Origin of the sequence: Paenarthrobacter sp. NPDC018779 (assembly GCF_044391085.1) — a bacterium.
GTDB lineage: Bacteria > Actinomycetota > Actinomycetes > Actinomycetales > Micrococcaceae > Arthrobacter.
Window position 1 is genome coordinate 1 of sequence record NZ_JBIRZS010000025.1, and the last position, 13,073, is coordinate 13,073.

General features: G+C 64.8%; 13 protein-coding genes. 6 read left to right on the top strand and 7 right to left on the bottom strand.

Going from position 1 to position 13,073, the window contains the following annotated elements; translation table 11 throughout:
- Positions 1–127 precede the first annotated feature (127 nt).
- Complete coding sequence (gene ilvD / locus ACH488_RS19085; RefSeq protein WP_397326125.1) at positions 128–1,990, bottom strand: dihydroxy-acid dehydratase; 1,863 nt, start codon at positions 1,988–1,990, stop codon at positions 128–130.
- 85 nt (positions 1,991–2,075) lie between these two features.
- Here ilvD and ACH488_RS19090 point away from each other — a divergent pair, with 85 nt between their 5' ends.
- A complete protein-coding gene (locus ACH488_RS19090) occupies positions 2,076–2,912 on the top strand; it encodes a helix-turn-helix transcriptional regulator (RefSeq protein ID WP_397326126.1) in 837 nt (278 codons plus the stop codon).
- An 18-nt stretch (positions 2,913–2,930) separates the two neighbouring features.
- On the opposite strand, the gene ACH488_RS19095 is transcribed toward ACH488_RS19090, so the two are convergent.
- Positions 2,931–3,656 carry an SDR family oxidoreductase gene (locus tag ACH488_RS19095; RefSeq protein ID WP_397326127.1) on the bottom strand — a complete coding sequence of 242 codons (726 nt, stop codon included), beginning with the start codon at positions 3,654–3,656 and terminating at the stop codon, positions 2,931–2,933.
- Between the two features lie 55 nt (positions 3,657–3,711).
- On the opposite strand from ACH488_RS19095, the gene ACH488_RS19100 reads away from it, so the two are divergent.
- The 5 genes from ACH488_RS19100 (at position 3,712) to ACH488_RS19120 (ending at position 9,273) form a co-directional block, all read left to right on the top strand.
- On the top strand, positions 3,712–4,527 hold the full coding sequence (locus ACH488_RS19100) for an SDR family NAD(P)-dependent oxidoreductase (protein ID WP_397326128.1): 816 nt from the start codon (positions 3,712–3,714) through the stop codon (positions 4,525–4,527).
- The gene (locus ACH488_RS19105) at positions 4,524–5,222 is read left to right on the top strand and encodes a FadR/GntR family transcriptional regulator (protein ID WP_397326129.1); all 699 of its coding nucleotides are present in this window, start codon (positions 4,524–4,526) and stop codon (positions 5,220–5,222) included. The genes ACH488_RS19100 and ACH488_RS19105 overlap by 4 nt, the downstream gene beginning before the upstream one ends.
- 156 nt (positions 5,223–5,378) lie before the next feature.
- Complete coding sequence (locus tag ACH488_RS19110; protein WP_397326130.1) at positions 5,379–6,758, top strand: MFS transporter; 1,380 nt, start codon at positions 5,379–5,381, stop codon at positions 6,756–6,758.
- Between the two features lie 158 nt (positions 6,759–6,916).
- Positions 6,917–8,089 (top strand): serine hydrolase domain-containing protein, encoded by a 1,173-nt coding sequence (locus tag ACH488_RS19115; protein WP_397326183.1) that lies wholly within the window; start codon positions 6,917–6,919, stop codon positions 8,087–8,089.
- A gap of 191 nt (positions 8,090–8,280) precedes the next feature.
- Positions 8,281–9,273, top strand: coding sequence for a Gfo/Idh/MocA family protein (locus ACH488_RS19120; RefSeq protein WP_397326131.1), 993 nt, complete (start codon positions 8,281–8,283; stop codon positions 9,271–9,273).
- 44 nt (positions 9,274–9,317) lie between these two features.
- Here ACH488_RS19120 and ACH488_RS19125 read toward each other — a convergent pair whose 3' ends face one another.
- The 5 genes from ACH488_RS19125 to ACH488_RS19145 form a co-directional block, all read right to left on the bottom strand.
- Positions 9,318–9,755, bottom strand: a complete 438-nt coding sequence (locus tag ACH488_RS19125) for a hypothetical protein (RefSeq protein ID WP_397326132.1) — start codon at positions 9,753–9,755, stop codon at positions 9,318–9,320.
- Positions 9,756–9,786: 31 nt separating this feature from the next.
- Entirely contained in the window at positions 9,787–10,392 is a 606-nt protein-coding gene (locus tag ACH488_RS19130; RefSeq protein WP_397326133.1) for a TasA family protein, read from the bottom strand.
- Positions 10,393–10,549: 157 nt separating this feature from the next.
- Positions 10,550–10,978 carry a hypothetical protein gene (locus ACH488_RS19135; RefSeq protein WP_397326134.1) on the bottom strand — a complete coding sequence of 143 codons (429 nt, stop codon included), beginning with the start codon at positions 10,976–10,978 and terminating at the stop codon, positions 10,550–10,552.
- Between the two features lie 37 nt (positions 10,979–11,015).
- Positions 11,016–12,128, bottom strand: coding sequence for an App1 family protein (locus ACH488_RS19140; RefSeq protein WP_397326135.1), 1,113 nt, complete (start codon positions 12,126–12,128; stop codon positions 11,016–11,018).
- 42 nt (positions 12,129–12,170) lie between these two features.
- Entirely contained in the window at positions 12,171–12,956 is a 786-nt protein-coding gene (locus ACH488_RS19145) for an HpcH/HpaI aldolase/citrate lyase family protein (protein WP_397326136.1), read from the bottom strand.
- Between the last annotated feature and the right edge of the window lie 117 nt (positions 12,957–13,073).

Sequence of the window (13,073 nt, forward strand, 5' to 3'; positions counted from 1 at the left end):
GCAACCCGCTACGACAAACTCGCCCTCACCTACCGCGGTGGAGCCGTCCTGCGAGCCATCAGCATCTGGCTGACATCTTTAGGAGACACGCCCTAGTGGCAACCGGAGTGGTGGCAGGGGTATTCCGCTAGAGGTTCTCCACCAGCGAGACGTCGCGGACGGCGCCCTTGTCCGCGGACAGGGCCATCGCGGCGTAGGCGCGGAGGGCCGGGGAGACCTGGCGGTCGCGGTTCTTGGGCTTGAAGCCGCCGTCGACCAGGAGCTTCTCGCGGCGCTCGGCGAGGATCTCGTCGGAAACCTTCAACTCGAGGGAACGCTGCGTGATGTCGATGCTGATGATGTCGCCGTTCTCCACCAGGGCGATCTCGCCGCCGGAAGCAGCTTCCGGGGAGATGTGCCCGATCGAGAGGCCGGAGGTGCCACCGGAGAAGCGGCCGTCGGTGATGAGGGCGCACTTCTTGCCAAGGCCGCGGCCCTTGAGGAAGGACGTGGGGTAGAGCATTTCCTGCATGCCCGGACCGCCGCGGGGGCCTTCGTAGCGGATGACCACCACGTCGCCTTCCTTGACGGTCTTGTTCAGGATCATTTCCACGGCTTCGTCCTGCGACTCGCACACGATGGCCGGGCCCTCGAACTTCCAGATGGACTCGTCCACGCCGGCGGTCTTCACCACGGCGCCGTCCACGGCGATGTTGCCGCGCAGCACAGCCAAGCCGCCGTCCTTGGAGTAGGCGTGCTCCACGGAGCGGATGCAGCCACCCTCGGCGTCGGTGTCCAGGGAGGTCCATACGTTCGACTGTGAGAACGCGGTGGAGGAACGGACGCCACCGGGAGCTGCATGCCAGAGAGCCTGGGCTTCCTCGGTGGCCTTGCCGCCGCGGATGTCCCAGTCGTCCAGCCAACCGTCCAGGTCTTCGGAGTGCACAGAGTGGACGTTCTTGTGGAGGAGGCCGCCGCGGTTCAGCTCACCCAGGAGCGCGGGGATGCCACCGGCGCGGTGGACGTCCTCCATGTAGTAGGTCTTGTCCTTGGCGACGTTCGGCGCCACCTTGGCCAGGCAGGGTACCTGGCGGGACTTTGCGTCCATCTCGGCCAGGCCGTAGTCCACGCCGGCCTCCTGGGCTGCAGCCAGCAGGTGCAGGATGGTGTTGGTGGAGCCACCCATGGAGATGTCCAGGGCCATGGCGTTGTCAAACGCCTCGGCGGTGGCGATGGAGCGCGGGAGCACCGAGTCGTCGTCGCCTTCGTAGTAGCGCTTGACGAGTTCGACGATCGTGGCGCCGGCCTTTTCGTACAGTGCCTTGCGCGCGGTGTGGGTGGCGAGCACGGAGCCGTTGCCCGGGAGGGCCAGGCCGATCGCCTCGGCAAGGCAGTTCATGGAGTTGGCGGTGAACATGCCGGAGCAGGAACCACAGGTGGGGCAGGCGTTCTCTTCGATGAGGTTGATGTCCTCATCGGAGATGGATTCGTCCACGGCGTCGGCAATCGCGTTCACCAGGTCCAGCGAGCGTACGGAACCGTCGGTGAGGGTCACGCGGCCGGCTTCCATGGGACCGCCGGAGACGAAGACTACGGGGATGTTCAGGCGCAGCGCGGCCATGAGCATGCCCGGGGTGATCTTGTCGCAGTTGGAGATGCAGACCAGGGCGTCGGCGCAGTGCGCGTTGACCATGTACTCAACGGAGTCCGCGATCAGGTCGCGCGAAGGCAGCGAGTAGAGCATGCCGGAGTGGCCCATGGCGATGCCGTCATCCACGGCGATGGTGTTGAATTCGCGCGGCACAGCACCCGCGGCGAGGATCGCGTCGGAGACGATCCGGCCCACGGGGGCAAGGTGGGTGTGGCCGGGGACGAACTCGGTGAAGGAGTTGGCCACGGCGATGATCGGCTTGCCGATGTCCGAGTTGGCGACGCCGGAAGCGCGCAGCAGTGCGCGGGCGCCGGCCATGTTGCGGCCGTGGGTGACAGTTTTTGAACGTAGTGCAGGCATAAATACCATCCTGATGCCTCGGGACCCTGCGCAGAAGACGGCGCTGATACTAGTAGTGGGAGTAACAGAGTAATAGTATTTATGGGTGCACGATTCGGAGCGACGCAAAGAACTCGGCCTCTTCCTCAGGGCCCGGCGGGACCAGGCCCTCCGTTCCGAATACGGGCTCCCCCCGATCTCCCGGAAACGCGAGCGCGGCCTGCGCCGCGAAGAAGTCGCCTTCCTCTCCGGCGTGAGCGTCACCTGGTACACGTGGCTTGAGCAGGGACGGGACATCAGCCCTTCGCGACAGGTATTGGAGGCAATCGCCCGCGCGCTGCACTTGTCCGATACCGGGCTCGCCTACGTCCTGTCCTTGGGTGGGTATGCCTCCTCGGTTTCAACTGCGCCCGTTGCCGGCAGCGCTCCCCCGCACGTGCAACGCCTGCTCGACGCCCTGGACCCGAACCCTTCGTATGCACTCTCCCCCGATTGGGGAGTTGCCGGGTGGAACAAGGCCTACGCCGCCTTGTACCCGAACATCGCCAACGTCCCCGCCGAGGACCGGAATCTGTTGTGGCTCGTCTTCACGGATCCGTACATCCGCGATCTGCTCCCGGACTGGGATGTCACCAGCCGCCGCTTCCTGGCGGAGTTCCGCGCCGAGACCGGCCAGCGCCTGGGCGATCCGGACGTGAAATTCCAGGTGGAACGGCTCAAGGAAGCCAGCCCGGAGTTCCAGGAAAGCTGGGACCAGTACGACATCCTCGGTTTCGAATCCCGTGAACGCCAGTTCCACCACCCGGCCGTGGGCGTCCTGCACTTGGAGCACCACCAGGTTTCGCCGTCGGACCGGCCGGACCTGCACCTGGTGGTGTACACGCCGGCACCGGACAGCGGTGCGGAAGAACAGATCGCACGGCTGATGGAGTTGGGATCCTAGGGTTGCGCCTCCTCGGGCTTAGCGCTGCCCGATCGGGCTGATGGCCAGTTCGTCGATGCGCACATGCGGCGGGCTGTCGAGGATGAAGCGCACGGCCCTGGCTACATCCCCGGCGCCAAGCATCTGCGAGCGCTGTTCGGCATCCGGCACTTCGGGGCGCATGGCCAGGAAATCGGTGTCCACGTCCCCTGGGCACAGATGGCAGGCCTTGATGCCGTTAGCGCCTTCCTGGTCATTGATGGACGCGACCAAGGCTGACAGTCCGGTCTTGCTGCTCATGTAGGCCACGCCGGAACCGGGCGAGAACCGCCAGGCGGCCCGCGAGGACACCACCACAATGTTGCCGGAGCCTTCGGCCCGCATACCGGGGAGCACCAGGTGGATGGCCCGGGCGACGCTGGTGAGGTTGGTGTCCACGATGTCCGCAAAGTCCCCCATCGATTGGTCTGCCCATGTTCGGTTGGGTGCGTTGAGGCCGGCGGCAAGTACGACGGCGGTCACCCGGCCCCAGTGGGCCGCGATCCTTGAGTGCGCCCCGGCCAGCGATTCAGCGTCCCTGGCGTCCGCCACCACAGCCAACGCTTCGCCGCCGGCGAGCGTGATGAGGCGTGTGGTTTCGGCGACGGCGTCGTGTCGGCGGCCCGTGACGGCCACCCGCCAACCTGCTGCGGCCGCCTCCACTGCGGCCGCTCGTCCCATGCCGCTTCCGCCCCCAATGACCCAGAGGATCTTGCTCGTATCCATATAGTGCTCCCAAAAATAAAAGTCATATCTTTAAGATTCACTGTAAGCTAATCGTATGACTAATGCAGCAACAGTTCAGTGGGGAATCGAAGGCCGCGTTGTAGTGGTCACGGGTGCGGCCCAGGGCATCGGCCGTGTTATCGCAGAGAGCTTCGCGCGCAACGGAGCCAAGGTTGCCGCCTTGGACATCTCGCGCGAAGGCGTTGAAGCCGTTGCCGCCGAACTGACCGAGGCCGGCGCCGCCGTCGTCGGTATCTCCTGCGACGTCACCAACAGCGCCTCGGTGCAGGAAGCCGTGGAACGGGCTGCCGGACACTTCGGCGGGATAGACATCCTGGTCAACAACGCGGGCATCAATGTTGAAGGCACGGTGGAGGAGCTTGAAGACACGGCGTGGCAACGCTGCTTCGATGTCAACGTCACCGGCGTGGCACGCATGTGCAAGGCCGCCATTCCCTACCTCAAGGAGAGCGGCCACGGCCGGGTGATCAACGCCGCGTCCTTTGCCGCGATTGTGCCCAGCATCGGCAGCGCCGCCTACGCGGCGTCCAAGGCCGCCGTCGTGCAATTCACCAAGGTGCTCGCCGGAGAACTGGGCCCCTGGAACGTCACCGTGAACGCCTACGCCCCCGGAATGATCCCCACCGGCATGAACGGCTTCGCCACCATGCCCCAGGACGCGCAGGACCGTTTGCTGAACACGCTGACGCTGCGGAAGTGGGGCGAGCCACAGGAGGTGGCCGATCTGCTGCTGTTCCTCGCCAGCGACGCTTCGCGGTACATCACGGGAACCCTGATCGACGTCAGCGGAGGAAAGTTCGCCACGCAAATCCCATCCAAGGCCTACGACGCCGCGGACGCCCGCGCGTGACGAAGCAGCCGCGCCCGTTGCCGGGATTGCATGACCAGGTCCTGGACATCCTGGGGAAGGAAATCTGCTCCGGCGTGCGGGCACCGGGCAGCACACTGACCTTGGAGGAACTGGAACGAACCCACGGGGTCTCGCGGTCGGTGGCCCGGGAAACGGTGCGGGTCCTGGAATCCATGCAGTTGGTGGTCTCGCGCCGCAGGGTGGGGATCAAGGTGCTGGATCCGGACCAGTGGAACCTGTTCGAGCCACGCATCATTCGCTGGCGCATGCAATCACCGCAACGGCCCGAGCAACTGGCAGCACTCGTTGGACTCCGCCTCGCCGTGGAGCCCGAGTCTGCACGCCTCGCCGCGTTGAACGCCACGCCCGGCCAGGCGGCGGAGCTGGTGGCGTTGGCTGGACGCATGTGGGCCGCCGGCGAAGAAGGCAACCTGGACGCGTTCCTGGAACTCGACGTCCAGTACCACGCGCTCATGCTCGAATGCTCGGGCAATCCGATGTTCGTCCAGCTGCAGGGACTCATCAGCGAATTCCTTGAGGGTTGGCATGCCGGCGGGCTTGGTCCGGGCCATCCACACCCCGTGGCCCTGCAACTCCACACGGATGTGGCCACCGCCGTCCAGCGCCGCGAACCGGAAGCCGCCTTCGCCACCATGCGGAACCTGCTCACCCGCAGCGCCGACGAAGCCAACTGACGGCGCATCCCGCCGTCGTCCCACCCGCTCCCCCTTTGACGTTGCGCAGGTCACGTTCTATGCTTTATGAATCGATTCAAGATGTAACCCTCCTCACGCTGCTAAGCGGGGAAGAGCTCTTGTTCCTTGCCAATGACGGACAAAGGAGACTCACGAATGAGCGTCATGCACCGACGGGACATCCAGCCCACGATTGAGACCGCCCCTCTCGAAAACGGGCAAGGCCAGAAAGACCCCAAGAAGGCCGCCATGAGCGGTTGGATTGGAAGCGCACTCGAGTACTACGACTTCGCCCTGTACTCGCTGGCCGCAACACTTCTGTTCCCCACGATCTTCTTCCCCAGCGAAAACCCCACCGTGGGCATCATCGCTTCCCTGGCCACCTACGCAGTTGGCTACGTTTCCCGTCCGATCGGCGCAGTGGTCCTGGGTGCCTACGGCGACAAGCACGGACGCAAGAAAGTCCTTGTGTTCGCGATGCTGCTCATGGGCTTCGCCACCTTCGCCGTCGGCCTCCTGCCTACGTATGGACAAGTAGGACTCCTGGCTCCCGTACTGCTGGTGATCCTCCGCCTCATCCAGGGCTTCGCCGTGGCCGGCGAGCTTGGCGGGGCCAGCGCCATGATCGTGGAGCACTCCCCCGACGCGCGCCGCGGCTTCTTTGCCAGCTTCAGCCTGCAGGGCACACAGGTGGGTTCCATCCTGGCCACGGCCGTCCTGATCCCGCTCGCTTCCCTGCTCCCCGACGACCAGTTCCACTCCTGGGGTTGGCGCATCCCGTTCCTGTTGAGCGCCGTAGTAATCCTGGCCGGCTACATCATCCGCCGCCGCGTCACGGAACCGCCCGCCTACCTGGCACAGTCCGAGGCAACCCAGACCGGGAAGACACCGGCCAAGCGCCGCTTCCCGCTGTTCGACCTTCTGCGCACCCACCCATGGGTCCTGGTCCGCTGCATCGCCATGACCTTCACCAACGTCATCGGCATGGCCACCCTCATCTTCGGCGTCTCCTTCGCCACCCAAAAGGGCTATGGCATCGGCTTCACCAGCAGCGAGTTCCTCTGGGTCACCATGGCTGCCAACGTTGCCGCCGTCGTCACCATCCCGGTCTTCGGCGCCCTGTCCGACCGCATGGGCCGGCGGACCCTCATGGTTGCCGGTGGCATTGTGGGAGGCCTGCTCACCATGGGCTACCTGTATGCGATCCAGCTGGGCAGCCTGCCCCTGGTGTTCGTGTGCGTCGTGATCGTACAGGGCATCTTCTTCCAGATGTGGAACGGCACCTTCGCCACGTTCTTCCAGGAGCAGTTCCCCATGCGGATGCGCGTCACCGGTTTCGCCGTATCGCAGAACATCGGCCTCATGATCGCGTCCTTCTTCCCGAGCCTGTTCACCGCGATCGCTCCTCCGGGCTCCGCGAACATCCCACTGGTCATCGGCCTGACCACCCTCGGCATCTGCCTCGTCTCCGCCGTGGCCACCCTGCTCTCCTCGGACACCAAGGGCAAGACGCTGGACGAGCTGGAAACCAACTGACCCAGCGGCCAACCGGCGGCAAGTACGACGGCGGGCGGTCACCTTTCAAGCGGACGGCAAGTGCCGTCGTCGTATCCCACGGCGACGGCACTTGCCGTCCGTGTGCCCGCGGAGGACCATCGAATTTATCCATGTGTTCCTTGGATGGTGGTGTGGCGATGAAACCCAAGACGCTGCTGCTGGCCCTGAGCCTGGCCCTGGTCCTGCCTGCTTGCACAGCCAACGAACCGGCGCCCTCCCCGGAGTCCAGCAGTCCATCCAGCCCCCAGGCCACCGACTCGCTCGACTACGCCATGCGGGCCTTCATGGACCAGGAAGCCCCGGCGATCGTGGCCGAGGTCAGGTGGCCGGGCGGGGAATGGTCAAAGGCCTATGGCGTCCGGCACATAGACACCAAGGAACCGGCCCAGGCCGATGACCGGATACCGATCGCGAGCGTCACCAAGACCATGACAGCCGTTTCGGTGATGAAGCTCGTGGACGAAGGCCTCATCAAGCTGGACGACCCTGTCAACGCCACGCTGGAAAGCTTCGGGGTGGGACTGAAACCTCCCGGGCCCATCACCTTGCGGCAGTTGCTGTCGCACACCTCCGGCATGCCCTCATTTGGAGAGGCGCTATACAAAACAGTTGATGACCTGGTGACGGTCTCGAACCAGCGGCTGAGTATGCAGCGGGCCATGGAGCTCACCAGCACGCTGCCTTGGGAAGCAAAGGCGGTTGGGTCCTTGTACTATTCGGACTCGAACTACATCGCCTTGGGACTGATCCTGGAAAAACTGCGGGGAAAAACGTACCCCGAGATCTTGCGCTCCGACATTATTGAGCCCCTGAGGCTCAGCAAGACCACCGTGGACGATGCCCTCACCAACGCGCCTGACCTCATCCACGGCTACGTGACAGTGAGGGGCCAGCGCATGGACGTCGGAGTGACCCAGGAACAATTGGGCTCGCCGTCACACGGCGTCGTTTCCACCATGTCCGACGTCAACGACTTCCTCGCAGCACTCTTCGGCGGCAAGCTGGTCTCCGCCGCCTCCCTGGCCGAGATGCAGAAAACCGTGGTCCAGCCGTTCGGGCTCGGAATCATCAGCTGGACCGAAGACTGCAGCGGCAAGCCGCGCTACTTTGGCCGTGGCGGATTCCTCGACTTCCGGACCATAGCCATGAGCTCTGCCGACGGGCGCTACCAGGCGACCATGACGCTGGCCTCACCTCCCCTGGCAACACCGCTGGAGGATCCCGACACGGACAGGGAAAGGGATCTCTGGAGCGACCAGATCCGGTCCGCGTTGCTTGAAACCCTTGACCGGCTCTGCCAGCAACCATGACGCCCACCATGGTGTCCGCCCGCGCATGGATTGGCACTGCCTTCTTCCTGTTCCTTGCGCCCGGAGTCGTGGCGGGGGTGGTGCCGTGGACAATCTCCGGCTGGTGGCCCCGCTTCACACCGTGGCGCGGGGAAGAAGGCGCACAGTAGGCTGTCCCGGGTAAACGGAAGCGGGCGGCAAAGGGGAGTTCAATGACCGCGAAAGTACGTTGGGGCATCCTGGGTGGCGCACGCATTGTCCGCAAGACCATTCCGGCGCTGCAGGCGACGGCCAACGGCGAGGTAGTGGGGATTGCTTCCCGCTCTGAAGTGAAAGCCAAGGAATTGGCGGACAAGCACGGCATCCCGCAGGCTTTCGGTTCCTACGAAGAACTGTTGGCTTCCCCCGACATTGACGCGGTCTACCTTCCGTTGCCCAACGCGCTGCACCATGAATGGATTTTGAAGTCCCTCGACGCGGGAAAGCACGTCCTCTGCGAGAAGCCCTTGGCCATGAACGCCGCCGAATGCGAAGACATCGCGCGCAAGGCCGACGAGACGGGGCTCAAAGTCCTTGAGGGCTTCATGTACCGCTTCCATCCGCGGTTCGAGAAGCTGCAGGAGCTCCTGGAGGCCGGGGCCGTGGGGACCTTGACTTTCGTCCACGTTGCCCATTCCTTCGATGCCGGCGGAGACGACAACATCCGCTGGCACGCCGGGCTGGGCGGCGGCGCGCTCTTCGACACCGGCTGCTATTGCGTCAACGCCGCCCGGATGGTCACCGGCCAAGAGCCCACCGCCGTGGAAGCCTTCGCCAACATGCGTGCAGCCAGCGACGACGGACTGATCGACACCAGCATCGCCGGGATCATGCGCTTCCCGGGCAACGCCACTGTGCTGTTCGATACCGGCGTCAACCTGGAACGCCGCAACTTCCTGGAGATCACGGGCACCGAAGGCCGACTGTACCTGGACAACCCGTTCGGGCTCCTGGACGAGGATTCCGTCCTTGAGGAGCACCACTTCGGGCAGGATCCCGTTCGTCACCACGTCAAAGGCCGGAACCATTTTGTCCGGATGGGCGAACACTTCGCGGACAGCGTCCTTAACGGCACCCCGCTCCGCTACGACCTCACGGACGCGGCAAACAACGCCCGCGCCTTGGTGGCCCTTCGCGACGCCGCCGGGAAGCACATTGAGGCGTGACAAACCGTTCGTAGGCCAGGCACAGGGATTCGTGAACTGAGCCCCTAGGCGCAGGTGAGGTTGCCTTTGAGGACTTTGCCGGTCCAGGCGTTGGAGGTGCCGGGAACCTTGTAATAGCCGCGGATCTCGTAGGACCACGTGCCGATGACCTCGTAGCCGGAGGTGTACGTCTTGCCGGCAGCCTTGCTGAGGTCACCGGTGAATTCGAGGTTGCCCGAGCGGTCGAAGATCTTGATCTCGTGGTAATTGGCGTTGGCCACCGTGCTGAAGGAATTCACGGTCACGGTGGCCCGGATGCCGAAGGTGCAGCTCATGGTGACGTTGGCTGCAGCAGGAGCGGCGAGGCTCGCCGTCGAGAATTGGGGAGCGGCCTGTTCCGTATCCCGGAACGCGGCCACTGCCGCCGTCGAACCTGAAAACACTCCAGCCGCCACAACCACGGCCACAGCTGCGCTGCGCAGGAAGTTGAAGCGGCTTTTCACGACTGGTCCTTTCGCGTGGCGTGGCGGGTGGTTACTTGGTGGTTTCGGTGCGTTGGGTGCCGGTGAAGGAGAAGGCGATGGTGGAGGTGGCGCCTTGGAAGGTGTTGTCCGCGGTGGTGGGGAACGCGGTGGTGACCTTGAGGTTGTCGGTCTTGGCCGAGGTCAGGGAGGTCAGGTTGTTCAGGACCTTGTTCGCGCCGATCACCGGGGCGGAGGCCAGCACGGTGGTCTTGGTCCCGCCGCAGGTGTAGGGGGCGGCGGACCCGGTCCACGGAACGGAGCAGTTCTCGATGGTCAGCTGCAAACCGTTGGTGGTGTCGGTGGTCAACAGGGAGGCGGTGGCACCGGCGGAGGTGGTCAGGGTGACGTTGTTCAGGTCCGAATTGCCGGTGTTGGCGAGGGTGACGAGTTTTTCGACCTTGTCGCCGGGCAGCAGGCCCGCGACCGGGACGTTCAGGGTGTTGTTCGCTCCGGTGCCCAGGGCGATGGTCACGGTCCCGGCGGTCACGGCCTGGGAGGCGGAGGTGGAGGAGGTGAACGCGCCGTAGGTGCCCATTCCGGCGACGGCGGCTGCGGTGCCGACCAGGGCGACGGAGGCGAGGATCTTGCCGGAGGTGGTCTTGAGGCTGATGGCCATGTGAATCAGTGTCCTTTTCAAAGTGGCCACCGTTTCCCCGGACGGCCGTTTCCTTGTTTCCAGCCTTACTGGCTGACAAGAAATACTTTGACGGCCCCACCTCAAGACGGGACGCTGCAAACCCACAGCACCGCGTCAGGAAAACCTCAAGACTTCCTCAAGCAGGCAACTCCAGCCTGAAGCCGCAGCCCAAGCACTGCAGCACCTTGGTTCCCAACCGCACATCAAGGAGGACCAGCCCCTCGCCCGGCACTGGTTTCGCGGTCACGCTGCGCCTGACTTCGATGGGGATCCTGGTCATGGGCTCACCGCAATGGAGGTAACTGTCGCCGAAGAGGATGAGCCCCTCGAGGTTTGCCTTGGTGTTCAGCTTCGCGGCAACCTCGCGGAAGGGGGTGAAGTGGGAGAGGACTGAGCCGCAGTCCGCGCAACTGTAGGACACGGCCACCAGCAGCCCTACCGTGTGGGCCCGGACGGACTCAATCGAGTGGAGCACCAAGTGCTCGTCCGAGCCGCACGTTGAGCACCACATCCGCTCCCCCTGCGGCACGGACATTTCGCCCGATGGAGTTGAATCCTTTGCCATGGCTGCACCTCACATAAGTAAGCATCCTTACTAAATTCTACCGCAGTGAGGGCCCAATGATGCCTAATTGCTCCAGCCGCGCCGCCATGCCGGCGCCGTCGGGAGCATAAATCCAGGGAACTCCGGGGGTTGGCTGGGCATCGGACGAGCGGCCGCCGGCCAGCACCGCCTCGCCTGCTGACAGTTGACGGATGGCGATCGCCTTCACATTCTCCGGGTGACGCTGGGCAAACTCGGAGTAGATGGCTACATCGTGCTGACCGTCATCCCCCACCAGCAGCCACTTGATGCCCGGGAACTCCTCGGCGAGGCGTTCCAGGCTGCCCTGCTTGTGTTCTTTCCCGCTCCGGAACCAGCGGTCCGTGGTGGGACCCCAGTCAGTGAGGAGCTTGGGCCCTGCCGGGTAGAGGTTTCGGGAGAGGAACCGCGAGATCGCGGGAGCCACGTTCCATGCACCGGTGGACAAGTAGAGTACGGGAGCCTCGGGGGCGTTACGCGTAATCCGTTCATACAGCACGGCCATCCCCGGAGTCGGGGTGCGCGCATGCTCGTTGAGGACGAACGTATTCCACGCCGCCAGGAACGGGCGCGGCAGTGCGGTGACCATCACGGTGTCGTCAATGTCGGAGACAAGGCCGAAATCCGCGTCGTCCGGGACCACCTGGACGGGCGCCTCAACTACTGCGGAGGCCCCGGCCCGCAAGGTCACCGTGTGCCAGCCGGGTGCCAAGCCGGCCGGAATCCTGGCGTCCACAACCCCGCCGCGGTCCGCCACGACGTCGTACTCCACACCGTCAACAGTGATGCGGACGGCAGCGTGCGCCACCGGGGCGCTGGTGAAGTTGCGCCACCCGCGCAGACCTTCCGTGAGCGGCTTCCGCTTGCCGTCCACCGATCCATTGCCGGCATAGCGCGGATCGCTGCGGACCACGCGCGCCAGCACCCGGACCCAGGACGTTGACCCATAGCCGGTGTGCGGAATCACCGTGACCACGTGTCCACGGCGGATGGCGAGCTTGTTCTGGAACCTCAGCCACGCGTCGTCGATCCTTGCAGCCAAGTGCCGCCGGCCCGAGGTGGCGGACGACGGCGGGTGGCCGGCTCCGGCGGGCCGGGACGGTGTGCGCGGTGTCTGGGAACGTGAACGCATGGCTCCAGTCTGGCACGCCTCGGACCCCGACCTTCAGCACGGTCAGGCAGGAACGGCGACCTCGGCGAGGACGGCACGTGCTGCGGTGGAGATCAGCGAGAAGTCCGAGGCGATGGGCATGAAGCTGTAGCCCCAGCTGATAGGCGCCTCGGAAAGCGCGGGCGAGCCGGTGTAGATGCCGGCGGATACACCGGCGTCCGCGCAGCGCTTGGCAATGTCGCGGAGCACACCGTCCGGATCGCCCGCGAGGAACGAATCGAAATCGACGCCCAGGCTGAGCGAGAGGTCATAGGGGCCCACGAAGATCGCGTCCGGACCAGCAGCCAGGATGGCGTCAAGGTTTTCGTAGCCCGCGCGGGTTTCCACCATGAGGATGGCCAAAGGATCGTCAGCCAGGACGCCCGGCGTCGCCTTCGCGTACCGCGGCGCGCGCCGCACGGGCCCATAGCTGCGGCTGCCCCGCGGTGAGAAGCGGCAGGCCCTGACCAGCAGTTCCGCCGTTTCGCCGTCCTCAACGGTTGGGAAGATGAGCCCCTGGGCGCCGGCGTCGATCACCCTCCCGGCGCCACCCAACTCATGGCCCTGCACGCGCACCATGGCGGGGACGCCAAAGACGTTGGCCGCGTCGATGAGGCCCAGCATGTCCTGGAAATCGGGGTGGCCATGCTGGCCGTCGATGCAGACCCAGTCCGGCCCCTCCGCCGCAATGAGTTCCAAGGAGGCCGGATGCGGGACATCGACCCACACTCCGCGCCTGCCGCGTCCGGCGAGGTCGAGGGTTGGCGCCGTCAGTGGGCTGGGCCTGCTGGTTTCACCTGGAATTTTCATGCTGGTTTTCCTTTCGCGGAAGCCGCCTTATTACCGGCGGGGACTTGACGATGTGTCACGGGCCACTTTACCTTGGTGTTCAACAGATAAATAGTCTGTTCACCTAGTGAGCAAACA